This window comes from Pseudotenacibaculum haliotis, from assembly GCF_042684245.1.
GTDB lineage: Bacteria > Bacteroidota > Bacteroidia > Flavobacteriales > Flavobacteriaceae > Polaribacter > Polaribacter haliotis_A.
Window position 1 is genome coordinate 644759 of record NZ_JBHULH010000004.1, and the last position, 25674, is coordinate 670432.

General features: G+C 34.6%; 29 protein-coding genes. 19 read left to right on the forward strand and 10 right to left on the reverse strand.

Annotated features, from left to right (window positions below; all coding sequences use genetic code 11):
* Window positions 1–27 precede the first annotated feature (27 nt).
* Window positions 28–2124 carry a S9 family peptidase gene (locus ACFSRZ_RS10925; RefSeq protein ID WP_379666593.1) on the reverse strand — a complete coding sequence of 699 codons (2097 nt, stop codon included), beginning with the start codon at window positions 2122–2124 and terminating at the stop codon, window positions 28–30.
* 141 nt (window positions 2125–2265) lie between these two features.
* Here ACFSRZ_RS10925 and ACFSRZ_RS10930 point away from each other — a divergent pair, with 141 nt between their 5' ends.
* The 3 genes from ACFSRZ_RS10930 to ACFSRZ_RS10940 are packed head-to-tail and all read left to right on the forward strand — an operon-like array spanning window position 2266 to window position 3228.
* Window positions 2266–2586: a YbaB/EbfC family nucleoid-associated protein gene (locus ACFSRZ_RS10930; protein WP_379666594.1), complete on the forward strand. Its 321-nt coding sequence runs from the start codon at window positions 2266–2268 to the stop codon at window positions 2584–2586.
* 2 nt (window positions 2587–2588) lie between these two features.
* Window positions 2589–2894 (forward strand): DUF2752 domain-containing protein, encoded by a 306-nt coding sequence (locus ACFSRZ_RS10935; RefSeq protein ID WP_379666595.1) that lies wholly within the window; start codon window positions 2589–2591, stop codon window positions 2892–2894.
* A gap of 10 nt (window positions 2895–2904) precedes the next feature.
* Entirely contained in the window at window positions 2905–3228 is a 324-nt protein-coding gene (locus tag ACFSRZ_RS10940; RefSeq protein ID WP_379666596.1) for a CCC motif membrane protein, read from the forward strand.
* A gap of 34 nt (window positions 3229–3262) precedes the next feature.
* On the opposite strand, the gene rocD is transcribed toward ACFSRZ_RS10940, so the two are convergent.
* The 3 genes from rocD to ACFSRZ_RS10955 form a co-directional block, all read right to left on the reverse strand.
* Window positions 3263–4507, reverse strand: a complete 1245-nt coding sequence (gene rocD, locus ACFSRZ_RS10945) for an ornithine--oxo-acid transaminase (RefSeq protein ID WP_379666597.1) — start codon at window positions 4505–4507, stop codon at window positions 3263–3265.
* 138 nt (window positions 4508–4645) lie between these two features.
* On the reverse strand, window positions 4646–5029 hold the full coding sequence (locus ACFSRZ_RS10950) for a DUF6768 family protein (protein WP_379666598.1): 384 nt from the start codon (window positions 5027–5029) through the stop codon (window positions 4646–4648).
* A complete protein-coding gene (locus tag ACFSRZ_RS10955; protein WP_379666599.1) occupies window positions 5019–5579 on the reverse strand; it encodes an RNA polymerase sigma factor in 561 nt (186 codons plus the stop codon). The genes ACFSRZ_RS10950 and ACFSRZ_RS10955 overlap by 11 nt, the downstream gene beginning before the upstream one ends.
* 136 nt (window positions 5580–5715) lie before the next feature.
* Between ACFSRZ_RS10955 and rlmD the strand changes: the two genes are divergently transcribed.
* The 12 genes from rlmD to ACFSRZ_RS11015 all read left to right on the forward strand — a co-directional run bounded on the left by rlmD (window position 5716) and on the right by ACFSRZ_RS11015 (window position 15261).
* Window positions 5716–7170, forward strand: coding sequence for a 23S rRNA (uracil(1939)-C(5))-methyltransferase RlmD (gene rlmD, locus ACFSRZ_RS10960; protein WP_379666600.1), 1455 nt, complete (start codon window positions 5716–5718; stop codon window positions 7168–7170).
* Window positions 7171–7271: 101 nt separating this feature from the next.
* Window positions 7272–7637, forward strand: coding sequence for a four helix bundle protein (locus tag ACFSRZ_RS10965; protein WP_379666601.1), 366 nt, complete (start codon window positions 7272–7274; stop codon window positions 7635–7637).
* A 27-nt stretch (window positions 7638–7664) separates the two neighbouring features.
* Window positions 7665–8120 (forward strand): DUF6452 family protein, encoded by a 456-nt coding sequence (locus tag ACFSRZ_RS10970; protein ID WP_379666602.1) that lies wholly within the window; start codon window positions 7665–7667, stop codon window positions 8118–8120.
* Window positions 8101–8793 (forward strand): DUF6048 family protein, encoded by a 693-nt coding sequence (locus tag ACFSRZ_RS10975; RefSeq protein WP_379666603.1) that lies wholly within the window; start codon window positions 8101–8103, stop codon window positions 8791–8793. Before ACFSRZ_RS10970 ends, ACFSRZ_RS10975 begins: the two co-directional genes overlap by 20 nt.
* A 59-nt stretch (window positions 8794–8852) precedes the next feature.
* Window positions 8853–9800, forward strand: a complete 948-nt coding sequence (locus tag ACFSRZ_RS10980; RefSeq protein WP_379666604.1) for an isopenicillin N synthase family dioxygenase — start codon at window positions 8853–8855, stop codon at window positions 9798–9800.
* Between the two features lie 9 nt (window positions 9801–9809).
* Window positions 9810–10133, forward strand: a complete 324-nt coding sequence (locus ACFSRZ_RS10985; protein ID WP_379666605.1) for a translation initiation factor — start codon at window positions 9810–9812, stop codon at window positions 10131–10133.
* Window positions 10134–10188: 55 nt separating this feature from the next.
* A complete protein-coding gene (locus ACFSRZ_RS10990) occupies window positions 10189–11133 on the forward strand; it encodes a DUF1835 domain-containing protein (protein ID WP_379666606.1) in 945 nt (314 codons plus the stop codon).
* A 3-nt stretch (window positions 11134–11136) separates the two neighbouring features.
* On the forward strand, window positions 11137–12006 hold the full coding sequence (locus ACFSRZ_RS10995; RefSeq protein ID WP_379666607.1) for a nucleoside phosphorylase: 870 nt from the start codon (window positions 11137–11139) through the stop codon (window positions 12004–12006).
* Window positions 12007–12867, forward strand: coding sequence for a substrate-binding domain-containing protein (locus ACFSRZ_RS11000; protein WP_379666608.1), 861 nt, complete (start codon window positions 12007–12009; stop codon window positions 12865–12867).
* A 19-nt stretch (window positions 12868–12886) separates the two neighbouring features.
* The gene (locus ACFSRZ_RS11005) at window positions 12887–13048 is read left to right on the forward strand and encodes a hypothetical protein (protein WP_379666609.1); all 162 of its coding nucleotides are present in this window, start codon (window positions 12887–12889) and stop codon (window positions 13046–13048) included.
* Window positions 13049–13321: 273 nt separating this feature from the next.
* Window positions 13322–14203, forward strand: a complete 882-nt coding sequence (locus ACFSRZ_RS11010) for a UDP-2,3-diacylglucosamine diphosphatase (protein WP_379666610.1) — start codon at window positions 13322–13324, stop codon at window positions 14201–14203.
* Window positions 14204–14208: 5 nt separating this feature from the next.
* Entirely contained in the window at window positions 14209–15261 is a 1053-nt protein-coding gene (locus tag ACFSRZ_RS11015) for a glycosyltransferase family protein (RefSeq protein WP_379666611.1), read from the forward strand.
* On the opposite strand, the gene ACFSRZ_RS11020 is transcribed toward ACFSRZ_RS11015, so the two are convergent.
* A complete protein-coding gene (locus tag ACFSRZ_RS11020; protein ID WP_379666612.1) occupies window positions 15244–15909 on the reverse strand; it encodes a uracil-DNA glycosylase in 666 nt (221 codons plus the stop codon). The genes ACFSRZ_RS11015 and ACFSRZ_RS11020 overlap by 18 nt on opposite strands.
* Window positions 15910–15945: 36 nt before the next feature.
* On the opposite strand from ACFSRZ_RS11020, the gene ACFSRZ_RS11025 reads away from it, so the two are divergent.
* The gene (locus ACFSRZ_RS11025; RefSeq protein WP_379666613.1) at window positions 15946–18150 is read left to right on the forward strand and encodes an endonuclease MutS2; all 2205 of its coding nucleotides are present in this window, start codon (window positions 15946–15948) and stop codon (window positions 18148–18150) included.
* Between the two features lie 259 nt (window positions 18151–18409).
* Here ACFSRZ_RS11025 and ACFSRZ_RS11030 read toward each other — a convergent pair whose 3' ends face one another.
* The 3 genes from ACFSRZ_RS11030 to ACFSRZ_RS11040 form a co-directional block, all read right to left on the reverse strand.
* Entirely contained in the window at window positions 18410–19075 is a 666-nt protein-coding gene (locus ACFSRZ_RS11030) for a response regulator (protein WP_379666614.1), read from the reverse strand.
* 1 nt (window position 19076) lies between these two features.
* Window positions 19077–20729: a tetratricopeptide repeat-containing sensor histidine kinase gene (locus ACFSRZ_RS11035; RefSeq protein ID WP_379666615.1), complete on the reverse strand. Its 1653-nt coding sequence runs from the start codon at window positions 20727–20729 to the stop codon at window positions 19077–19079.
* A gap of 81 nt (window positions 20730–20810) precedes the next feature.
* Window positions 20811–20936, reverse strand: a complete 126-nt coding sequence (locus ACFSRZ_RS11040) for a hypothetical protein (protein WP_379666616.1) — start codon at window positions 20934–20936, stop codon at window positions 20811–20813.
* A 424-nt stretch (window positions 20937–21360) separates the two neighbouring features.
* On the opposite strand from ACFSRZ_RS11040, the gene ACFSRZ_RS11045 reads away from it, so the two are divergent.
* A complete protein-coding gene (locus tag ACFSRZ_RS11045) occupies window positions 21361–22125 on the forward strand; it encodes a hypothetical protein (protein WP_379666617.1) in 765 nt (254 codons plus the stop codon).
* 114 nt (window positions 22126–22239) lie between these two features.
* On the forward strand, window positions 22240–23388 hold the full coding sequence (locus tag ACFSRZ_RS11050) for a hypothetical protein (RefSeq protein ID WP_379666618.1): 1149 nt from the start codon (window positions 22240–22242) through the stop codon (window positions 23386–23388).
* Between the two features lie 54 nt (window positions 23389–23442).
* Here the strand turns inward: ACFSRZ_RS11050 and ACFSRZ_RS11055 are convergent, their stop codons facing one another.
* Window positions 23443–23667, reverse strand: coding sequence for a hypothetical protein (locus tag ACFSRZ_RS11055; RefSeq protein WP_379666619.1), 225 nt, complete (start codon window positions 23665–23667; stop codon window positions 23443–23445).
* Window positions 23654–25042, reverse strand: coding sequence for an MATE family efflux transporter (locus ACFSRZ_RS11060; protein ID WP_379666620.1), 1389 nt, complete (start codon window positions 25040–25042; stop codon window positions 23654–23656). The genes ACFSRZ_RS11055 and ACFSRZ_RS11060 overlap by 14 nt, the downstream gene beginning before the upstream one ends.
* Window positions 25043–25158: 116 nt before the next feature.
* Between ACFSRZ_RS11060 and tpx the strand changes: the two genes are divergently transcribed.
* Entirely contained in the window at window positions 25159–25659 is a 501-nt protein-coding gene (gene tpx, locus ACFSRZ_RS11065) for a thiol peroxidase (protein ID WP_379666621.1), read from the forward strand.
* Window positions 25660–25674 lie beyond the last annotated feature (15 nt).

The following is a 25674-nucleotide window of genomic DNA, read 5'->3' on the forward strand; positions in this document are numbered from 1 at the left end:
CTTCTTTGTAACGAGTGCAAAACTAATTTATTTTTCTAACTTATCTTCTAATGCTAAGAAAAAGGCATAATCTCTTGCCGTTTCTTTTAGTGCATTAAAACGACCGGATGCTCCTCCATGACCGGCATCCATATTGGTATTTAATAGTAAAATATTTGTATCTGTTTTTACCTCTCTCAGTTTTGCTACCCATTTGGCTGGCTCCCAATATTGAACTTGACTGTCGAAATAACCGGTTGTAACCAATATATTCGGATATTCTTTTGATTCTACTTGATCATAAGGAGAATAAGATAAAATATAATCGTAATATTCTTTGTCTTTCGGATTTCCCCATTCGTCAAACTCACCTGTTGTTAATGGTATACTTTCATCCAACATGGTAGAAACTACATCTACAAAAGGTACGGCTGCCACAATTCCGTTGTACAATTCCGGTGCCATATTAAGAATGGCTCCCATTAACAATCCTCCGGCAGAACCTCCCATGGCATACAAGTGATCTGAAGATGTATAATTGTTGTCGATCAAATATTGTGAGCAGTCAATAAAATCATAGAATGTATTCTTTTTATGCAACATTTTTCCATCTTCATACCATTCTCTTCCTAAATATTGACTTCCTCTGATATGCGCTAACGCATACACAAATCCTCTGTCTAGTAAACTTAACCGTGTGGTAGAAAATCCGTCTGATATGGTATAGCCATAAGAACCGTAGGCGTATTGTAGCAAAGGTGTATCCTTGCTTAGAATTGTATCTTTATGATGCACCAATGAGATTGCTACTTTTTTTCCATCTCTGGCAGTAGCCCATACTCTCTTACTGATGTAATTTTGTTTATCAAATTTTCCTCCTAGTACTTCTTGCTCCTTTTTTATGTCTTTGGATCGATCTTTCATATTAAAATCGATTACAGAAGTAGGGGTTGTAAAAGAATTGTAAGAATAACGAAATACATCCGTATCAAATTCAGGATTGGCATACACATCTACTGAGTAAGTTTCTTCGTCTATTGGTAAATAATAGTCTTCTTCTCCATCCCAACGTTTGATTCTGATCTTACTTAAACCATTAGTTCTTTCTTCTAATACAAGGTATTCTTTGAATATAGAAACGTCTTCTAATAATGTACCTTCTCTATGTGGAACTACATCAACCCAATTTTCTTTGGCTGTGTTGTCCACAGGGGTTTTCATTAATTTAAAGTTTTTAGCTCCATCTTTATTGGTTTGAATATAAAAATGGTCTTCAAAATGTGACAAACTATATTCTAAATCACGTTCTCTTGGTTGAATGATTCTGAATTCGCCTGAAGGCTCATCAGCCGAAAGCACTCTAAACTCATTTGAAACTGTGCTGTAACTTCCAATAACAATATATTTATTGGATTTTGTTTTATACACATACGTTCCGAAAGTATCGTCTTCTTCGTGATATACTTCTACATCTTCAGAAGAATCTGTACCTAAAATGTGTTTAAATATTTTCTGGCTACGTAAAGTAATAGGGTCTTTCTTAGTATAATACAGCGTTTGATTATCATTTGCCCAAACAGAACCTCCGGTAGTGTTCTCTATCTTATCAGGATAGATCTCTCCTGTTTCTAAGTTTTTGATCTGAATGATATACTGCCTTCTACTTACAGTATCTATAGCAAAGGCTGCCAATTTATTGTTAGAACTAACATTTAATCCTCCTAATTGAAAGTATTCATGCCCTTCTGCTTCATCATTCACATTAAAAAGAACTTCTTCTTTAGCTTCCAAGTTTCCTTTTTTTCTTGAAAATACAGGGTATTGCTTTCCTTTCTCGAAGCGAGTGATATAGAAGTATTGATTTTTAAAGTAAGGAACAGACTCGTCATCCTCTTTGATACGCCCTTTCATTTCTTGAAACAGAGCTTCTTGAAACTCTTTACTGTCTTTGGTTACCTCATCAAAATAATCGTTCTCGGCATGCAAATAAGCTTCTACTTTCTGCGTTTGCTCATCTTTCTGTTCTGCAGTTTTCTGCTCGTCTGTCAAACGCATCCAAAAATAATTATCGATTCTTGTATGACCATGAATCGTTAATTCTTCTAATTGTTTTTCTGCTTTAGGCGGGATAGCGTTTGTTTTCATCTACATTTATTTTTATCTGCGGATGCAAAAATAAAACTTATTAGCGTAGTATTATGAGAGATTCCTTTCATTTTTATTCTACTTTATTTTTTCCGATTTAAAAGAGTATTTTTGAGGCTGAATATTATAAATAACGTACATATGTTTGGAGATATTTCAGGAATGATGAACCAGTTGCAACAAGCGCAACAAAAAGTTGAGGAAACCAAAAAACGTTTAGATTCTGTCTTGCTTGATGAAGAAACCAGTGGTAAGATAAAAGTAACAGTTACTGCCAATAGAGAAATTAAAAGCATTCAGGTTGATGATTCTTTGCTGGTAGATGCAGAAGAACTGGAAGATTACTTAGTTCTAACTTTGAACAAAGCTTTGAAAAGAGCAAACGAGATCAACGAACAGGAAATGGCAGCAGCTGCTAAAAGCGGAATGCCAAACATTCCCGGAATGGATATGTTTAAGTAAGAATGAAGTTTCTGTTGCTACAAACCGAAGATTACCTTCTTCCCTGTCTAAATAAGCAAATGTTTGGGGTAGAATGTCCGGGTTGTGGTATTCAACGATCATTGGTTTTACTAAGTAAAGGAGAGTTTGTAGAAGCCTTTAAAATGTACCCTGCAATTTATACGCTTCTTCTTCTTGCATTGTTTATTTTATTGAATTTCAAAATGAAATTTAAAAATTCAAAGCGAATTATTATTACATTAGCAATCATCAATGTACTAATCATAGTAATTAGTTACTTTATAAAAATGAATCATTTAATCAACTAAAAAATATCTTATGGAAAGATCTACCTTGCCAAATTCAACGGCATCTCTTGTTTTAGGGATTTTATCAATTGTTACTTGTATCTGTTATGGTATTATTGGATTACCACTAGGAATCATAGCTGTTATATTAGGAGCCAAAGCAAAGAAAATTTTTAATGAAAACCCAGATGCATACAAAAGTGTTGGAAATGCCAGTGCTGGTGTTGTTACCGGAATTATTGGAATTATCTTAAATCTTATTTACTTAGGTTTTATTGTATGGCTAATTTCTTCTATAGGTTGGGATGCATTACAAGATCCTGAGTTAATGCAAGAACGTTTGCTAAATCTATAACAACATAAAAAAAAGAGCCGTTTGGCTCTTTTTTTTATCTCTTAAATTCTGAAATTGTCTCTGTAATAATTCGGATACAATCTCTTAATTGCTCTTCGTTCATCACCAATGGTGGAGCAAAACGAATGATATTTCCATGAGTTGGTTTAGCTAACAAACCGTTGTCTCTTAATTTCATACAGATATCCCAAGCTGTTGAACTATCTTCTGTATCATTAATTACAATTGCGTTTAACAATCCTTTACCCCTTACCAAGGTTACAAAATCATTATCCTTTGCAAACTCTGATAATTCTGTTCTAAAGATTTGACCTAAACGCTCTGCATTTTCAGCTAAACTTTCTTCTTGTACAACTTCCAATGCTGCAATAGCTACTGCTGCAGCAACAGGGTTTCCTCCAAAAGTAGAACCGTGATTTCCAGGCTTGATCACATTCATGATAGCATCATTTGCTAACACTGCTGATACCGGATACGCACCTCCACTCAATGCTTTACCTAAGATCAAGATATCTGGATTTACATCTTCGTGATTAACTGCTAATAACTGTCCTGTTCTTGCAATTCCGGTTTGTACCTCATCTGCAATAAACAATACACCATGCTTCTCACATAAAGCTTTAGCCGCTTTTAAATATCCTTCAGAAGGAACATATACTCCGGCTTCTCCTTGAATAGGTTCTACTAAGAAACCAGCTACATTTTTATTATTCTCTAAAGCTTCTTCCAGTGCTTTTAAGTTATCATATTCTATTTTGATAAACCCTTTTGTAAAAGGACCGAAGTTCTTTCTTGCTACTGGATCATTTGAAAAAGAAATGATCGTAGTTGTTCTTCCGTGAAAATTATTCTCACAAACAATGATCTGCGCTTCATTTTCATCGATTCCTTTCACTTCATAAGCCCATTTTCTACAAAGCTTCAAAGCTGTTTCTACAGCTTCTGCTCCTGTATTCATAGGTAATAGTTTATCGAACCCGAAGTATTCGGTTGCAAACTTCTCATATTTTCCAAGCATATCGTTGTAAAATGCTCTGGATGTCAATGTTAACGTTTGCGCCTGATTTACCATTGCTCCAACAATTTTTGGATGACAATGTCCCTGGTTTACTGCTGAGTAAGCCGAAAGAAAGTCATAATACCTCTTTCCTTCAACATCCCATACATACACGCCTTCTCCTCTACTCAATACCACCGGAAGTGGATGATAGTTATGCGCTCCATATTTGTTTTCTAATTCAATTGCTTCTTGCGAAGTAATGTGGTCTAAAACAGCCATTTTAAATGTTTTTAAATTGATAAAATAACCATTCCTGCTCTACCTTTATTCTTTCGAGGGCTCGAAAAAGCAGCGTGGGAGAGAAATCATCCCTGAAGGCTTGCAAATTACTAAATATTCATGAGTTGTAAAATCTATTTATGAAATTTTACTCGACATAGAACTTAAAAGCAATTCAATTCTTTTGATTTCTCTGATAATCGTTTTTCTTTCTACTTGCATCCAAGCGTATAGTTTTAGCATAGAAGATGCCATAATACAAACTACTCCGGCCAATCCCCAACGAATCAACTCATTCGTTTCGTCTGTATGTAAAAACTCTACCAAACAGTATATAAACAAACCAAAGAATGCTGCCTGAATGATAGATGTTAAAATCATCAACCATTTATTCTTTCCTGAAAATATACCCCATAACATTTGAAATGCATTTTGTTCTTCTAAACTGTCATAAAATTTGGTTTCTTGCTCTGTTAATGTTTCTTTGATCAACTGATCAATTTCTTCTAAATTATTTTTCATGATCTTTATTTTTTACAATTGATTTTAATTTTTCTCTCGCATGAAACAATCTTGATTTCGCTGTTCCAATTGAAACTTTTGTAAGCTCTGCAATCTCTTTTAAAGTATAATTCTGCAAATAGAACAATCTGATTACATACTGTTGTTCAACATTCAGCTCTTGTATAGCATGCAAAAGCTGTAGCTTTTGCTTCTCTTTATTTTGGTCATCTGTAGCAATTATAGTTGCTGTCTTTTCTTTGTGAAAATCAAGCAACTTGCTCTTTTCTCTTTGACTGGCTCTTAACCAATCTATAGACCTTCTGTTGACCATACTAATTGCCCAACTCTTGAACTTTTCAGGTTCTTGAATACTATCCATTTTGTGAATGATCGTTGTCCAACATTCCTGTGCTATATCCTTTGCTACATCTGCATCTTTTGTATACCAATAAGAAAGTCTGCAAAATGTGGTATGCCACCTTTCAACTAAGATTGTTAGTGCTTTTTGATTTCCTTCTCGGAAACTTTTGATCAAGGAAGCGTCAGATATGTACTTATTTTTCTTCATGAAGATCTTCAAACCATAGACGGCTCTCAAAGAAAAAGGTTCATTTTCCTTTAAAAGTAATGATTAATGTTAGAGTTTCTAACATCAGTAAGCATATCTTTTCCTAATTTTGCAGACCTAAATTATTCTGTAAATAATGCCTAGAAGAGAACGAAACAAGTTTGTAAAAAGAGGACAGATCTTAGAACTAAAGATCGAAGACTATGCTTTTGGAGGAAAAGGAATTGCCAGAATTCGTTCTGAAAAAGGAGAGTTTGTAGTATTTGTTCCCAATACATTGCCGGGACAAACTGTAAAAGCTCAGGTAAAGAAATCGAGTAAGAAGTATGCAGAGTGTAAATTGATGGATGTGTTAATTCCCTCTGAAGATGAAGTTGAAGTTCCTTATCAGGATATTCCTGGAGCTCCCTACATTCAATTACCCATAGAACTTCAGCACAAATACAAAAAAGAGAGTACACTTTCTTTATTTCAACGTATTGGTAAAGTTGAGAATATTGAAGATGTCTTTGATGAGTTTGTGAGTTCTCCTAACCTATTTCATTACAGAAATAAGATGGAATACGGGTTTTCTGCTATCGGTTACGACAGAGAAAACAAAACGGATATCGATGAGTTCACCCTAGGTTTTAAAAGACGTGGAACTTGGTGGATGGGAGATAATCTTGAAAAAGACTCCGGATTGTTTGACAAACAGGTAGAAGATAGTATTCGTGTTATTAGAACTTATTGTGAAGATACCGGACTTCAACCTTGGCATGGCCCTAGAAGAGAAGGTTTTTTCCGCTACTTTGTGGTACGTAAATCCTATAAAACCAATGAACTTCTGTTCAACTTGGTTACTACTTCAGATGGACTTTCTTCATTTGATCTGAATGCTTTTTCTACTCTTTTAAAAGATATTTTTGAAGAGCGTTTTGCAGGTTTATTACACACAATCAACGATGAAACGGGTGATAGAACTATTGCAACGTCAGGAAGCATTACATTGGTTTCAGGAAAAGATAAGATTGTAGAAGAATTATTAGGGTTGAATTTTGAGATCAGCATGAAAAGCTTTTTTCAAACCAATCCAAAATCTGCTGAAAAGCTCTACTCTAAGGTGATTGATTATGCCTTAGAAAAAAGGGAAGCTATTGATAACACTGTAGTTATGGATCTCTTTTGCGGAACAGGAACTATTGGTCAGATCTTGGCTTCTAGAAGTGAGAATACAAAGATTATAGGTGTAGATATTGTTGCCTCTGCTATTGAGGACGCAAAAAAGAATGCGAAAAGGAATCACATTGAAGGATTGGAGTTTTATGCCGCAGATGTAGGAAAGTTCTTATACCAGCATCCTGAATACAAGAACAAGATAAGAACTATCATCTTAGACCCTGCAAGAGCAGGAATTGTTCCTAAAACACTTTCTAAGATCATTGCTTTAAATGCCGATAGAATTGTATATGTTTCTTGTAACCCTGCAACGCAAGCTAGAGATACTGTAGAGCTAGTAAATAATGGATATCAGCTTAAAAAAATCAGTTTGGTTGATCAATTCCCACACACAGCTCATATTGAAACTGTTGTTTTGTTTGAGAAAGGGTAAACCTTTGAACTTATTTGTTCGTTTATGGACGGATGAGTTTATAAGTGTATCGGTTTATTTGTTTATATGTGTAATTAGTTTTTAGTTTGTATAAAAAAGCTATGAAAATATATTCATTTGAGAAGTTAAATGTTTGGAAGCAAAGTTTAGAGTTAGTTAAAATGATTTACGATATTACAAAGCGTTTTCCTCAAGAAGAGAAGTTTGGTTTATCTAGCCAAATAAGGAGAGCTTCTGTTTCAATTGCTTCAAATTTGGCCGAAGGTACTTCTAGAAGTACAAAAAAAGATAAAGCATATTTTACAACTGTTTCTTTTAGCTCTGCTATGGAAGTTTTAAATCAAATCATAATCTCTAAAGAACTTCGTTACATATCTAACGATGAATATTTAAAGTTAAGAAAACACCTTGAAGTTATAACTACGATGTTAAATTCTTTAAAAAAATCCCAACTTAGTAGCATATAAACTCATAAACATTTAATTTCACCCATCTTGAGAAAATATCTATACCTCATATTACTACTGTCACTATCCATAATTGGTTGTGAAAAAGACGACTTCTGTGTAGATCCCGTTACACCTAATTTGGTCATTCGTTTTTACGATGCTAATGATCAAGCCGAATTAAAATCAGTAAGTAATTTATATGTATGGCCAGAAGGTCGAGATAGTGTTGTTGTAAATGCCGTTACAGATTCTATTGCTATTCCTTTAGATGTCACAAGTGGTCAGACAGTTTATAATCTTTCGAATGGAACAATTCAAGATCAGATCACTATCGACTACACAACACAAGAAGTATTTGTTTCAAGATCTTGTGGTTTCAAGGCCATTTTTAACAATGTTACCTTTACCCCAGTTATTACCAACTGGATTACAACCATATCACCAACAACAGTAACCAGCATAGAAAATGAATCAGCAGCACATGTACAAATATTTCATTAGCCTACTTCTCGTCTTGGCTTGTGTAAATGTATATGCACAGCAAGCTGACGAAACACAGAAAGATACAATTGTATACAAAACAAACTACGGTTTACGTTTAGGAGTTGATATAAGCAAACCAATCAGAGGAATGCTACAAAGCGACTATAAAGGATTTGAATTTGTAGGAGATTACAGAATTTCAAAAAAATGGTACATCGCCTCTGAAATTGGATTTGAAGAAAAAACAACCCAAGAAGACTTTACAAATTCTACCGCAAAAGGAAATTATATTCGATTGGGAGTAAATTACAATTCCTACAAGAATTGGCTAGACATGAACAACGAAATCTATCTTGGATTTCGCTATGGTTTTGCCACATTTGAACAAACTTTAAATAGCTATGAGATCAATACCGGAAATCCTGTATTTGATTCTCAAACCATTACCACTCCTATAACTACTACAGGATTAAATGCACATTGGACAGAAATCATGGTAGGAATCAAAGCTGAAGTCTACAACAATATTTTTGTAGGAATCAGTGGCTCATACAAAATCATGGTAAGTGTGCAAGATCCTCCAAACTTCAAAACGCATTTTGCTCCCGGTTTTAACAGAGTATATGCCAGCAATACAGGGTTTGGTTTTAACTATACAATCTCATATTTAATACCATTTAGTAAGAAGTAATCCTTTGTTTTTACGTTCTTTTTACTAATTTTATCTTTCCTTAAATAAATACTGAACCCATGAATAAGATACCAAGTGTAAATTTAGCAGATTTCCTTTCTGGTAATGAAGAGAGAAAACAAAAGTTCATTTCAGAAATTGGAAGTGCTTATGAGAATATAGGATTTGTTGCCTTAAAAGGTCACTTTTTAGATGATGAATTGGTAGATGAATTATATAGTGAAATTAAAAACTTCTTCGATCTTCCTGTAGATGTAAAGCAGAAATATGAAATTCCTGGAATCGGAGGTCAAAGAGGTTATGTCTCTTTTGGTAAAGAAAGTGCCAAAGGAAAAAAAGAAGGAGATTTAAAAGAGTTCTGGCATTTTGGTCAGTATGTAGAGAATAATCCTGAATTAGAAGCAGAATACCCAGCCAATGTTGATGTTAGTGAATTGCCTAAGTTTAATGAAGTAGGTAAAAGAACTTACCAAATGTTGGAAAAAACAGCAAAATATGTATTGCGTTCTCTTGCATTACACTTAGGTCTTGAAGAAACCTATTTTGATGAGTACATCAAAAACGGGAACAGTATTCTAAGACCTATTCACTACCCTCCTATTACAGAAGAACCAAAAAATGCTGTTAGAGCAGCTGCCCACGGTGATATTAACCTAATCACATTATTAATGGGAGCTCACGGTAAAGGACTACAAGTTCAAAATCACGAGGGAGAATGGATCGATGCTATTGCTCAGCCTGATGAATTAATGATCAATGTGGGAGATATGTTATCTCGTCACAGTAATAATAAATTAAAATCTACTATCCATAGAGTTACCAATCCTCCAAAAGAATTATGGGGAACATCGAGATACTCTATTCCTTTCTTTATGCATCCGGTAAGTAGTATGAAACTAGATGTATTAGAAGAGTGTATTGATGAAAATAATCCAAAGAAATTTGAGGATATTACTGCAGGGGAGTTCTTAAACGAGCGCTTGCGCGAGCTAGGTCTAACCAAGTAGTAATCTCTCATGGATTTACAAGATCAATTAAAGAATCTATTTCCAGATCATCAATTTAAAGAAGAAGCTGTAGAGGAAACTTCAAATGTATGGCTTCAAGATGAGCCGTTACTTTGCAAATATGAAAAGCGAAAAGGAAAACCCATTACAATCATCGATGGTTATAATGGCGCTACCCAGGATTTTAAGATTTTAGCCAAAGAGATCAAAACAAAGTTGAGCGTTGGCGGAAGTTTTAAAAATGACACCATTATTATTCAAGGTGATTATCGAGATCAAATTATGGAAATCCTAAAAGAAAAAGGGTTTTCCGTGAAGCGTGTCGGTGGTTAAATGTTAAAACTAGCTATTTGTAAAATATTTTAAAATCAACTAACGTTCCTTACTTATGAAATCCTCAATTTTACACATTACTAATGGAGATAGTACTACAAACTATCTTCAGTCATTACAGTTTGAAGGAGAATTCATTACGTGGAGAGAGATGTTGTGCGAAGGAAAAACCTCTATTGATGTGGGAAGTGAGTCTTTTTGGAAAACTCGATTCGACTTTTTCAAATCGTCTTACAAAGTCACAAAAAAAACCTTTATTGATCTTACGCTGAAAGAGTACAGAACTTTATGCCAGAAAAAAGGACAACAAGAAATTGTTCTTTGGTTTGAATATGATCTTTTTTGTCAGGTTAATATGATTGCGATCATTAGCTGGATCAAAAGATATCGAAAGAACGAAAAAGTAAGCTTAGTTTGTAGTGGCGATGTTGAAGGAAGTAAAAAACGTTTAGGGCTTAGCGAGCTGAATGAAGAACAAATTCGAAATCATTTCGAAAACAGAATAGAATTGTCTCAAGACGATATAGAATATGCCGATTATATCTGGCAACTGTATTGCTCTGACAGTCCACTTCGTTTAGAAACCGTATATAAATTTAACCCAATGAGTCCTTTCTCATACTTGGGTGATGCTATTGATGTACATCTAAAAAGATTCCCGTCTATAGAAAACGGATTAAACGTTGTAGAAAACTATATTGTAGATATTGCAGATACGACAAAGCCTACATCTAAAAACGAATTCGTTGGAAACCTTCTGAGAAATCAGGAAACGTTAGGTTTTGGCGACACTCAATACTTTCAAAAGCTAGACAAACTAAAGAGTCTGTTTACTTCTTTCCATCCTGTTAAACTAAGCCGCAAAGGAAAAAAAGTACTAACCAATCAATTAAATTTTTATCAAAGTTTAAGAAATGAGCATACCTACCTTGGTGGTGCAAAGAAATACAGTTACCTGTATCACAATGCTACCGGAAAGTTGCTTAAAATCACATCGTAATACATGAGCATATTAGCCTCTGAATTAATATTAAATCCGGATGGAAGTATTTACCATCTGAATTTAAAACCAGAACATATTTCCAATGATATCATTTTTGTAGGTGACCAGGACAGAGTCGATAAAGTTACCAAACACTTTGATACCATTGAGTTTACCACACAAAAAAGAGAATTCAAAACAACAACCGGAACCTATAAAGGCAAGAGGATTTCTGTTATTTCAACAGGAATAGGCCCTGATAATATAGATATTGTTCTGAATGAGTTGGATGCTCTCGTAAACATCGATCTTACCACAAGAACGATCAAAGATGAGCATACTTCTTTGAACATTGTTAGGATTGGTACTTCAGGATCTTTACAAAAAGATGTTCCTGTAGATTGTTTCTTATTAAGTACTCACGGTTTGGATACCAACGGAATGCTACACTCTTATAATATAGATGAGATTGCACACCCTGAATTGGAAGATGCTTTTGTAGCACATACTCAGTGGAGTTCAAAAAAATCATACCCTCTTATTGTTGCCAATAGCAAAGAACTAGAAGACAAGATCTCTTCAGAAATCATTCATAAAGGTATTACTGCTACAGCCGGAGGTTTTTACGGACCACAAGGACGAGTTTTACGTCTTTCTATTCAAGACCCTGAGCTAAATGGTAAAATTGATTCTTTTGAGCATAAAGGGAACAGAATTACCAATTTAGAAATGGAAACTTCTGCTATTTATGGCTTATCAAAATTGTTGGGACACCATGCTTGTTCTATGAATGCAATTATTGCCAACAGAGCTTTAGGAGAGTTTAGCTCTGATCCTAAAAAGACGGTTGAAGAATTAATCCTATATACACTAAATAAGATTGTTGAGTAAATGACAAATCTAAAAATTGGTGGTGTTCCTGAGCATTTCAATTATCCTTGGTATCTCACGTTAAAAAACAAAGAGTATACACAAGAAGGAATTAATTTACGTTGGAAAGATTTTCCGGGCGGTACAGGAGATATGTGTAAAGCACTACGCTCTGGTGATGTTGATATTGCTGTTGTATTAACGGAAGGAATCATCAAAGACATCATCAATGGAAACCCTTCCAAAATATTACAAACCTATGTAGAAACACCCTTAATTTGGGGAATTCACACACATGCCTCTGCTCCTTTCGAAAATATCTCTGATTTGGAAGGAAAGAGAATTGCTATTAGTAGGTACGGATCAGGATCGCATTTAATGGCTATTGTAAATGCCTACAATCAAGGCTGGGATTTATCTTCTTTAGATTTTAGAGTAGTTAAAAATTTAGAAGGAGGAATACATGCTTTACAAAATGATGAAGCCGACTATTTTATGTGGGAGCATTTTACAACTAAGCCGCTTGTAGATCAAGGAATTTTCAAAAGAGTTGGCGACTGCCCTACTCCGTGGTCTTGCTTTGTTGTTGCTGTTAGAGATGAGATATTAGAACAGCACCCTGAGGAAATTAAAAAAGTATTGAACATTATCAATTACCAAAATAAAAGTTTCAAATCGATTCCAAACATCGATCAAACACTCTCTAAACGCTACGAACAGCAATTAGAAGACATTCAAAAGTGGCTACAATTAACCGATTGGAACCACGGAAACCCTATTTCAGAACAATTTATTAGTGATGTACAAAATAAACTTCTTGAGTTTAACGTTATCAATGCGAAGAAAGGTGTCAATGAGTTTATAAAAAATATGTACATTTAGCACATCAAATGATGAAGTCATGAAAAAAATCGTATTTATTGCAATTTGTGTATTAGGCTTGTTAAGTTTTTCTTCATGCAGAAGCACTTCAGACCCATGTGGTTTGGCTGAAAATACAACAACCCAAACTGAACAGTTACAGTTACCCTCATCTAAGTCTACTGCATCCGATTTAGTATAAGGCACTGTTCTTTTTTCAAATTCAATAAATCCGCTTTCAAAAGGCGGATTTTTTGTTTGAACCAATTTCTTAACATTTTATCAATCTTCTTCTAAGGTTTTTATCACAGTCTCTTTACTTAGAGTTTACTATAAACATACACTTCAAGCGTAGTTTTGATAAACCAATCTATCTAAGCAATAAAAACCCTAAGCTTTCATAGCATTTTGGAACTTCCATTCTTTAAAGTCAAAAACTTTAAACCAGACTTTCACCCTCTAATTCTAATCTATTATGAAAAAATATAAAAAACGTAAGTTGGACGTAGCTGTTATTTCTGATGTTCATCTAGGAACTTTCGGATGTAGAGCTCAAGAGCTATTGAATTACCTAAAAACCATTAACCCAAAAGTATTGATCCTTAACGGAGATATTATTGACATCTGGCAATTCAACAAACGCTACTTTCCTAAATCCCATATGAAAGTAATCAAGTATATCACTTCATTACTAACACAAGGAACCAAGGTGTATTATGTAACCGGAAATCACGATGAAATGCTAAGAAAGTTCAAAGGATTCCGCTTAGGATCGTTTGAAATTGTAAACAAGTTGGTATTGGACCTTGATGGGAAGAAAGCATGGATTTTTCACGGAGATGTATTTGATGTTACCATGCAACACTCTAAATGGCTAGCAAAACTAGGAGGATTTGGTTATGACTTATTGATCATGATCAACACCTTTGTAAACTGGGTAAGTAAGCTGATGGGCTTTGGGCGATTGTCATTATCAAAGAAAGTAAAGAACAGTGTAAAAAGTGCTGTAAAGTTTATCAATAATTTTGAGCAAACAGCAGCAGACATCGCCATAGACAATCAATATGATTATGTGGTTTGCGGGCATATACATCAACCACAAAAAAGAATTGTAACTAATAAAAATGGTCAAAACGTATTGTATCTAAACTCAGGAGATTGGATTGAAAATCTAACCGCTTTAGAATATAAGAACAGAAAATGGTCTATCTATCGTTATGAAGATGATCAAAAAGCACAGAACCTTCATTTGGATTATCAAGTGAACGATCCTGAACTGGTAAAAGCTGAGAGTAAGAACAAGGAATTGTTTGACGATCTTTTAAAGGAGTTTGACATTACTAAATTCTCTAAATAATGACTATGAAAATACTATACGCAATTCAAGGAACAGGAAATGGTCATATTAGCAGAGCAAGAGACATCATACCTCTACTCCAACTAAAAGGAGAAGTAGATATTTTGATTAGTGGTGATTCTAAAGAAATAGAAATTCCTTTTAAAATCGATTATAAGCTTCATGGATTGGGATTTACTTTTGGAAAAAAGGGAGGTATTGATCTATGGAAAACATTCAAGGTCATAGACAGCAAAAAACTAATCAAAGAAATACGTTCTGTTCCTGTTGAGAAATATGATATTATTATCAACGATTTTGAGCCGATTACTGCTTGGTCCGGAAAATTGAAGAAAGTTCCGGTAATTTCTCTAAGCCATCAATCGGCAGTGTTAAATAACAAATCTCCCAAACCTAAAAAGTTTAGTTGGTTAGAAAAAAATGTCCTTAAATGGTATGCTCCAAGCAAACATCATTATGGATTTCATTTTGACAGTTATAACAAGAATATTTTCACACCTGTGATCAGAAGTGAGATCAGAAGGCAAAAGACTTTTAATAAAGGACATTACACAGTGTATTTACCAGCTTATAGCGATAAGAAGATTATAAAGGTGCTTTCAAAATTCAAAGGTGTAAAATGGCATGTTTTTTCCAAGCACTCGAATGAAAATTACATTGCAAACAACATTATTATCTCTCCTATCAACAACGAAAAGTTCATAGAGAGTTTGGTTTCTTGTAAAGGAGTTTTATGTGGTGCCGGTTTTGAAACTCCTGCTGAAGCTTTGTACCTACAAAAAAAGCTCTTGGTCATTCCAATGAAAACTCAGTTCGAACAAAAATGCAATGCAGAAGCTCTAAAGCAAATGGGAATTTTGGTCATTAAGAAATTAAGTTTGAAACATGAGCAAAAGATCTCTAAATGGCTAAAGAACAATACAATTGTTGAAGTTGATTACCCTGATATGACAGCAGACATCATCAATATGATCTTTGAAAATCACGCATATGCAACTCAAAATAAAAAACAAAATGTTCCTGAAATAGGTGTAAATAAGTTACCAATCAATCGTTGATTGGTTCATTTGTGTCAATAAGTCATTGGTTTTAGAAAAGTGCTTGTTTCCAAACCAATAACCTCTATTGGCACTTAAAGGAGATGGGTGTCCGGAGGTTAATACATGGTGTTTTCCTTTATTAATCTTGGCTCCCTTTTTCTTAGCAAAACCTCCCCAAAGCAAAAAGACAACACCTTCTTTCTTTTCAGAAATCTGTTGGATTACAGCATCCGTAAATTGCTCCCATCCTTTTCCTTGGTGGCTACCTGCTTGGTGTGCTCTAACCGTTAGGGTTGCATTTAACAACAAAACACCTTGATCTGCCCAAGAAGAAAGATCTCCAGAAGTTGGATACGTTTTCCCTAAATCTGTTTCTAATTCTTTAAAAATATTGATCAAAGATGGTGGGTGTGAAATTCCGTCATATACCGAAAAGCACAAGCCATTGGCTTGTCCGGGACCATGATAAGGGTCTTGCCCGATAATTACCACTTTTAACTTATCAAAAGCACAATGATCAAAGGCAGAAAAAATATGAGATCCCTTTGGGTAACATTGTGTCGACTGGTATTCTGACCTTACAAATTGTATCAAATTTTGAAAGTAATCTTTATCGAATTCCTCTTGTAAGATATTTTTCCAGCTTTCCTCTATTTTAACATCCATTCTTCACTATTTTTGTGCCTGTTCAAATATAGAGCTTTGAGAATACATATTCCTGAGAAAGTATTACAAGATTTAGAATTTACAACCGTTTTAGAACAGGTTGCAGAATTTTGTATCTCAGAATTAGGGAAAGACTATATTTTAAAAACTGTTCCTTTTACACACAAGAAGAACTTGCTAAAAGAATTAGCTCGTACCAATGAGTATCTTTCTTCTTTTGAAAGCGAAAATAGAATTCCCAATCACGGGTTTGACAACATTTACGAAGACCTTAAAAGATTAGGTATAGAGAACAGTTATTTAGAACCAAAAAGCTTTTTAACTATTGCCAGTACAACAGAGATTGTTGGAGAGTTAAAAAAGTACTTTAAGAAATTTCAGACCTATTACCCTACTCTTTTTGAATCTAGTGATGAGATCGAGTTTTACAAAGACATCATTACAGAGATCAAAAAAGTAGTAACCAACTACGGAGAGATTGTAGACAATGCCTCTACTGCGTTGCGTAAGATAAGAAGAGAAAAAACAGAGCTACAAGGTAAAATAAGTCAAAGCTTTTCTTCTGCTTTGGAGAGAGCAAAATCTGCCGGATATTTAGATGACATCAGAGAAACTGTTATAGATCATCAGCGAGTATTGGCAGTATTGGCTATGCACCGTAAGAAAGTAAAAGGAGGTCTTTTAGGTTCATCCAAATCTGGAAACATTGTATATATTGCCCCTCAGGCAACCTTAGGTTTTTATAGAGATCTACAAAATTTAATCTTTGAGGAAAAACAAGAGATCATTCGAATTTTACGAGAGTTAAGTGAAAAGATCCGTCCTTTTGTTCCTGAATTAGAATCATATTTAGTGTACCTAACTCATTTGGATGCTGTTGGAGCAAAAGCTAATTATGCACATCGTATTCATGCAATTCTTCCGAAGATCAGTAAAACCAAGCGAGTTTTTTTAAAGAACGCTTTTCACCCTATTCTTTGGTTGAAGAACGATGCGCAACAATTAGAGACCATTCCCCAAACCATAGAGTTAAACGACAAACAACAGATCATTGTTATTTCTGGGCCTAACGCCGGAGGAAAGAGTATTACTTTAAAAACCATAGGCTTACTTCAGGTAATGCTGCAAAGTGGTTTGTTAATTCCTGTAGATGAACGAAGTGAAACCTATTTGTTTAATACTATTCTGACTGATATTGGTGATAATCAATCTATAGAAAATCAGTTAAGTACTTATAGCTATCGCTTAAAGAACATGCGTTATTTCTTGCGAAAATGTAATGATAGTACTTTGTTTCTGATTGATGAGTTTGGAACGGGAAGTGATCCTGAGTTAGGAGGTGCTTTGGCAGAGATCTTTTTGGAAGAATTCTATCAAAAGAAAGCTTTTGGAATCATTACAACACATTATGCCAATTTAAAAGTTTTGGCTGATGAATTGGATAATGTAACCAATGCCAACATGCAGTTTAATGAGCGTACTTTAGAGCCTATGTACAAATTGTTTATTGGTCAGGCCGGTAGTTCCTTTACTTTTGAAGTAGCTCAAAAGAACGGAATTCCGTACAGTTTAATCAACAAGGCAAAAAAGCGAGTAGAGACAGAAAAAATTCGTTTAGATCGTACAATCTCTAAGCTTCAAAAAGAACGCAATCGACTACAAAAGACTTCTGACAACTTAGAAAAACAGCAAAGTAAAGAGCAAGAACATCTGGAAAACCTACAAGAAAAGGAACAAAAGATTCGCGAAAAGCTAGAAGGTTTCCAAGAACTGTATGATAACAACCAACGAATGCTGTCTTTAGGAAGAAGAACCAATGAGTTCTTAAACAAGTACTTCCAAACCAATAATAAGAAAGAGTTAACCGCTAATTTCTTGAAATGGGTAGCTTCTGAAAAGACCAAGCATTTAAAGAAGAATCCTCCAAAGCCTAAAACCAAGGTTCAAAAGAAAGAGGAAAAGAAAAAGCAAGAGCAAAAAAAAGAGGCAATACAAAAAGTAGAAAAAGAAGTATTGCAAAAAGTAGTTGAAGTAAGAAAAGAGAAAAAGAAAGAAGCTCAGAAAATTGCCAAAGAAAAAGCTTCTTACGTTTTTAAAGTAAAAGACAGAGTTCGATTACTTGACGGAAATGCTGTAGGTACTATAGAAAAAATAGAAAAGAAAAAAGCCTTTATCAACTACGGACTCTTCACTACCGAAACCGACGTAAGCAAATTAGAGTTGGTTGAAAAAGGCAAATAGTTATGCTATTTCCCTGAAAAGATATCGACTACGCAATATTATTCTAAATTCATTATCATATCTACGATATAGATAAAAAGCACAAAAATCACAAAAGCCACTATAACTAAGCACCCTTTCGCTACTTGATTTGATCTGGCATTATTCATATTAATTTTTTAAGTGTATTGTTTTTTCAAAAAAAGAACGGGGACCCATAAAAGCAGGGAAAGGGAAAGTTTATATGAGCCCCCGTATATTGGGCTGGGTAGGAAAAGTATTAGATAAAACGAGCATCTTTTAAAATAGATACCAATTGCGCCGGGTTTTTAGCACGAAACTGATCCTTTAATCGGCTTAAGCGTTTCTCAATAGAACTTACACTACTAGGGTTGATATTTTTTTCCTTAAAATATCTACTGATCTCGCTTTGAGACAAACCTAAAGAAAGCTGTTTTACTAGTTCAATATCATAGTCTGAGATTTCCGTATCGTCTTTTTTGATCAAAGCCTGAGCCAACTGGCGTGATACAAAATGTCCTCCTTTAGAGACAATCTCTAAAGCTCTGGTAAGATCTTTACTTCCTTCTCGACTTTTCCATACATACCCATGAACTCCGTGTTCATTGATTAGGGTGCGTACTTTTTGAAAATGGTCTTCCATAGAATAGACAATGATTTTTAAATCAGAATCGTCTTCTCTTAATCTTTGAATTAACTCTTCACCGGAGTGAAGTGAGCATTCCCGATGATCTTCTTTAAAAGACAAATCGGTAACAATCAAGTCAAAAGGCTCTTCATCTATAATAGCCCTTTTAACTTTTAGATGCGCTTCATCGCAATAGAGTGCGGTATGCACATTGTCGATTCCCATACTTGATAGGTTATGGGAAACTCCATCGCTGATCACTGCGTGATCATCTACTATTAGTACTTTTGTAAACATGTTATATTACAATTTTTGCGTGAAAACCTTTATTGGCTTCACATTCAAAAATAATAGAGCCTCCGGCTAGTTCCATACGGTTTTCCGTATTTCGTAAGCCATTGCTCTTCTTCAACTTACCTCCTATTCCGTTGTCTTGATAAGCTATAACTGTCTTTGATTGTTGTCTCTCAAAACGTATAGTTACTAAGGTAGCTTGGCTATGTTTTCTCATGTTTGTCATCAACTCTTGTAAGACTCTGTATAAGGTTTCTTTTTTAAGAGAACTGAGATTATTCCAAGAAATTTCAGACATGTTTCTAGTAAATATATTTACGATTTCGCTTTGATAACTTAAGAGTAGATCTTTCAACTCTAACCCAAAATTTTCTCCCAAATCTAATGGTGCATTTGCTTTAGAAATATCTCGTGTTTTGTGATAGATTCCTTCTAAATTTTCAATCAATTCTGAAGAAGCTGCTTCGTTTTCCATTTTAGACATTACATAGAAAATTTCATTAGCTACCTCATCATGTAGTTTTTTAGAGATCTGACGTTCTGTTGCATATCGCTCTTGTAGTTTTTCTTTCTTATGCCTAGTTCTTAAATAAAAATATAAAAAGATAGAGCTCATTAAAATAAAGCCTCCAGCAGACCCATAAATTACTTTATTTCTTTCTGCTTGTATCTCTGCTTTCTCTCTTCTATTTTTCTCATTTATTGTTTTCTCCTTCTCTTTATCAACACTATACCTTGCTTCTGCAAAAGAAGCTTGTTGCATTTTGTTCTTTTCTAACAAAATATCAAACACATCAAAAAGCTCTTTTCCGTATTGATGTTCTCCAAGATTAACCAGTTTTGACAATGCCTCATATTTATACGTAAGCCTATTGAATTTTTTAGCAGCCACATAGCTCTTTTTAGCATACATCAAAGCATTTACAGAGTCTTTACGATCTAAATAATACTCAGTTAAAAACTCATAGTTTTCATAGATAACAGGAGAATCTATCTTCTCTCGTATTTTTAAGGCTTCTTTTAAATTTGACAACGCACCTTCTTCATTCAACTTTGATTGTGCTCTTCCTAAATTCCCAAGAGGCAAAGCTATATTAATAGTGTCTTTTAGCTCTTTATATGCTCTATATGATTTTAAAAAGTTCTGTTTTGCTTTTTCGTACTCATTCATATAGATGTAAACAACACCTATATTATTATATGCCATTGCACTATCGCTTTTCTTCAATGAAAAGCTTAAAGATTTCGCATAATTGTCTAAGGATTTATTGTAATTACTTTTTTCTCTGTTGAGAATTCCCAAATGATTGTAAAAACTAAGCTTACTATCTTTTATAGCTTCAGTCATTGGCAATCCATCGAGTAATTTCAATCCTTCTATTGCTGCTTCTTCACTCCTATTAATATCTCCTAGCTTATAATGTATCTTGGTAATATAATACAGATCATAAGTAGCTCTTTGTATGTAATTATTGGAGAGTGAAACCTCTTTATCTTTTTCAAAAAAATCGAGAGGTTCTACGAGTTTAATAATATTATCTGCTTTATCGTACTGACGTACGTAATAGTTCAAGTCTTTTTTCTCTTGCTTCTGTGGATACAGGCAAATTGAAAAGAAAAAAGAAAAAATTAGAGAGGGTAGTTTTTTCGTTTTCATAGACTAAAATTAAGAACTATTCCTATGCTAAAAACAAAAAGGGAGCAAAACTTGCTCCCTTTTTTCTAAAATTAATGTGTTCTATCCTCCCGAAGGTGGCGGTGGTGGTGGCGGTGGTGGGTTTTCACCTTCTCCACAACAACTCACTGTTTCACGTTCTACCAATAGCTCATCGATGTCATCATTTTGCGTGCAGGAAGACATCATTCCCATAATGAGGAAAACCGTAAAGGCTTTCAGAAAAAACTGTTTCATTTTGTAATAAAGTTTTGAGTAGGGGCACCCTGTCCGAGTGTATCTCAGATGCAATATCCTATCAGGGTGCCCCAAGGTTTTTGAAGAGGCGCCTCTTCTTTGGAAGTGAGGAATTTGCCTGCACATTTGAAAAAGCACTTCCGGTTCTTTTTCAAATGTGTCGACGAGTTCCTTAGGGGAATTATTGGAATTACCTATCTGATAGCAAGAGGTTTATCAAATAATTCTTATACAAAGAAATAATTAAAAGGAGAATCAATAGTAATCACAACATTAGCATCTTATAATCAAAAATGTTTACAATCATTACTTGATCATGAATGCTCTTTTTTGTTGTAAAAAACTAGTGGAATGAACACAAGTAATTAACAGGGAAATGAAAAAAGAATTATTTACAGCGGTCTTTGAAAAGGCTAAAAATCAAACAGGAAAACACAAACCCAATAGCTTATCTAAACATTTGTCTTGGGTTTTTACAGAGGATCTAAAACTACCTACTAGCTCCATCACTTTTGTCAGGTATTACAAAAAATATATAGAAGATGATCAAACTATCTCTTTCAACCCAAAAACTGATTTGCTAAATAAAGCATCAGAATATATAGGGTATGAAAGCTATGAAGATTTTGTAATGGATAAAAAAATACTCGAAGAGGACTCTTCTCAAACGACAGTAATTTCAATTGATCGGATAAAAGAGTTTGAAAAGAATGAAGGGAATCTAAAAAGTAAATTGTCTATTTGGATAAAGAATAACCATCAAATTATCATTATCAACACAACAATATTGGTTATGGTAAGTGTGCTTATATCATCTGGGATAGTCACTAAAAGAAATGTTAGGTGGATGAAATGGCATGAAGATCATTACGTCGAAGTAGAGTTTGAAGGCTCTACATACGAACGAGAAATTTTGGTTCCTTATAGTGAGGATCTAATCGAAAACTTTAAAAAAATAAAGAACCCTAATTGCGAAACTCAGTATTTTACCGATACAGGAAAAGCAATTACTTGGTACTATAAAAAAGGGCAAGGCAACCTGGAGATTTTTACAGCTCCGGGTTCCCACCCGACCAATGGAAAAAGCTTAAAAATTATGACTCATCACATAATCCATAAGTATCTATGTGACAGCTACTAACCCCTATTTCCCCCATTTATTTTCCCTACTTAAAATTCCCCCATCTCCTATTCATAAAGTAGGGTAAAACAAAAGATGTCTGTTTACATAGCATAAACATTAACAACAATGACTATGAAAACATCTCTTTTCAAAAAAGCACTTCTAGCATGCTTTATCTTTGTTGTATCTTCCCTAATGATCTCCTGTGAGAGTAATGATGATACGGCAGCCCCTACGAATAATAGAAGCTTCAGAGCCTCTGTAAACTCTATTATTAGTCAAAATGCAACTACGAACAATCCAAACGATTTAGATCATATTGATGAGCTACTCGAGGAATTCGAATGTTTTGATTTTGTGTTTCCTTTAGATGTAACTGACGGAACCACTACTACTACAATTAACAACTACATAGAGTTGTACGATTTTTACGAGAACTTAAGCGGTAATGCACAACCCAATTTTGTGTATCCTATCCAAATAGAATTGGAGGACGGCACTCAGCAAACTATCAACAACCAAACAGAACTGGAAGCTGCGTTTCTAGACTGCATTGGAAACATAGTGGATGAGTGCTTTACCTTCAATTTCCCATTAACGCTTACTGATGGAAGTGGAAACAATACTACTGTAAACAACGAAGCCGAATTGTTTGCCTTCTATCAAAACTTACCAATGGATGCAGAACCGGATTTTGTGTATCCGTTTACTGTAACCAAGACTTCAGACAATAGTGTTGTAACCATCAATAGCGACGAGGATTTTGATGATGTATATGAAGATTGTTTTGGAATTGAAGATTGTGGAGATTTTGAAGAATTTGACTGCTTTACCTTCCAATACCCTATCAGTGCTACTTCAGCAGCAGGAGGCGATGTAACTATTACTTCAGATCAAGAACTTGAAGCATACTTTGACGCTTTAGGTGATGATGAAGAGCCACAATTTAGTTTCCCTATCACAATTGTTTTGGATGATGGAACTGAGAAACAAATCAACTCTTTAGAAGAGCTAGAAGATGAGTTCTATGCTTGCTATGATGATGAATTTGAAATTGAAGACTGCTTTACTTTCAACTACCCATTAACTCTAGTAAAAGAAAATGGAGATACAGTGACTGTTAATAGTGATGATGAATTTGAAAGCTTTATAGATGGATTAGGAAATGATGAAGAGTTTAACTTCCAATACCCATTTAGTGTAACACTACAAAACGGACAAACTCAAGAGGTTAACAACGAGGACGAATTTTTCCAACTATTCGACGACTGCGAAGACTAGTTGGTTGGGGAATGCTTCATGCAGAAAAAGTCTCGGTCCCTACCGAGGCTTTTTTTATTCATACTCCCCTACTTGCTCGTCGTAAAACTCACCGGCAGCTTCTATTAAACCTGAAACTTCATTCGCAAGTTCTTGCTCATTCTCTCCAGAAATATCTTCAAAGAACTCAACAGAATCATCTTTTAAATTGATCAACAATCTTGGGTATTCTGTATGCAATACAAAAATATCTTCAGGATAGTTGCTATTATCGGCCAACAAAAATTTAGGTAGACTCATGATGTTTGGTTTTGATAAGTTTTAAAGTTAAATAATTAAATCGAACATATAATAAAACAGCAGCTGTAGACAATCCGGCTAAAAGTCCTAGCCATATTCCAAAACTACCGTACATCTCTTCTTTTCCTAAGAAGTAGCTAATAGGAAATCCTACTGCCCAATAGGCAATAAATGTAATTAATGTAGGTATTTTTACATCCTGTAATCCTCGTAATGCACCCAATACCATTACTTGTATGCTATCACTAATCTGAAAGATCGCGGCAGCTAACAATAATTGAGTTGCAATGGAAACCACTTCCATATTGTCTTTGAAATTTACAACATCATCAAAATCGACATAGAGTTTTGGAAGTTGATGGCGGAACAATAAGAAGATAAGTCCAAAGAATATTGCCAAAATCAACCCTAATAAAAAGATTGAAAAAGCAATTCTTCTCAGCTCTCTAAAATTTTGCAATCCTTTTTGATTTCCTACTCGAATCATTGAAGCTACACTTAATCCCATGGCAATCATAAAGGTCATAGATGACAGGTTCAATGCAATCTGATTGGCTGCTTGCGGATTCTTTCCTAACAATCCACTCAGCCAAATCGCAGCTGTAAAAATAGCCACCTCAAAGAACATTTGCATAGAACTTGGCATTCCCAAACTGATGATCTTTCTAATCATTAGTTTATCTAAGACAAAAACCTTCAAATTCGATACAAAAGCTTTGGATTTCTCTTTCTTTAACAACAATAACCAAACGTAAGCTACCATGATAAAACGAGAAGCTAAAGTTCCGTAAGCTGCTCCTACGATTCCTAACTTTGGAAACCCAAAATGTCCGAAGATCAATACATAATTCAATCCAACATTAACCACATTAGCCAGTAAAGTTGCATACATGGGATAACGAGTTAATGACAGTCCGTCACTAAACTGCTTAAAGGCCTGAAATACAATCAGTGGAATTAAAGAAAAAGCAACAAGATCTAAATAAGGCTCCGCTAAAACAACTACCTCTTCAGGTTGCTTCATCAGGTATAATAAGGGTTTTGCAAAGTACACTCCTAAGAACAAAAAGGTTCCTAAGAGGAAACATAATACCAACCCATTTTTAAAAACAGATTTCGCTTGTTTTGCATTATTGGCTCCATCCGCTTCAGCAGTCAACGGTGTAATTGCTGTAGAAAACCCGATTCCTATAGACATCGCAATGAACATAAAACTGTTTCCAAGAGAAACGGCTGCTAGTTCTGCTGTTCCCAGCTGTCCAACCATGATATTATCAACGAAACTTACAAAAGTATGACCCAACATCCCCAACATTACAGGAGCTGCCAATTTCCAGTTGTATTTGAATTCTTTTGTGTAGTTCGCTAAGTTCATCGTTAGTCAAAAATCATTTGCGAAGATATTGAGAATAATCGAAGTAATAATTAACAAAATTGAAACAAATTTCTTAGTTTTAATGGATTACTTTTAACCTCAAAAAAACAGAAAAAATGGCGTCAATAACTTTAGGAGGAAATGCTACAAATACGATAGGAGAATTACCAAATGTGGGATCAAAAGCCCCTGAATTTCAACTATCAACAGCAGACTTATCATCAAAAACACTAGCAGATTATGCAGGAAGCAATTTGATTCTTAATATTTTCCCAAGTGTAGATACGGGTGTGTGTGCTACATCTGTACGAACATTTAACAAATCTGCTGCAGGTTTAAACAACACAAAAGTCTTGTGTATCTCAAGAGATCTTCCCTTTGCTCAAGCTCGATTTTGTGGTGCTGAAGGCATTGAAAATGTAGAAATGTTATCAGATTTTGCCAATGGAAGTTTTGGAAAAGATTATGGAGTGGAAATCGTAGACGGACCTTTTAGTAATTTACATTCAAGAGCTATTGTTGTTGTAAATTCAAACGGAGAGGTTGTGCACACAGAGCAAGTATCTGAAGTAGGTCAAGAACCTAATTACGATAAAGCATTGGCTGCAATTCAATAAGACTGATCTTTGAAG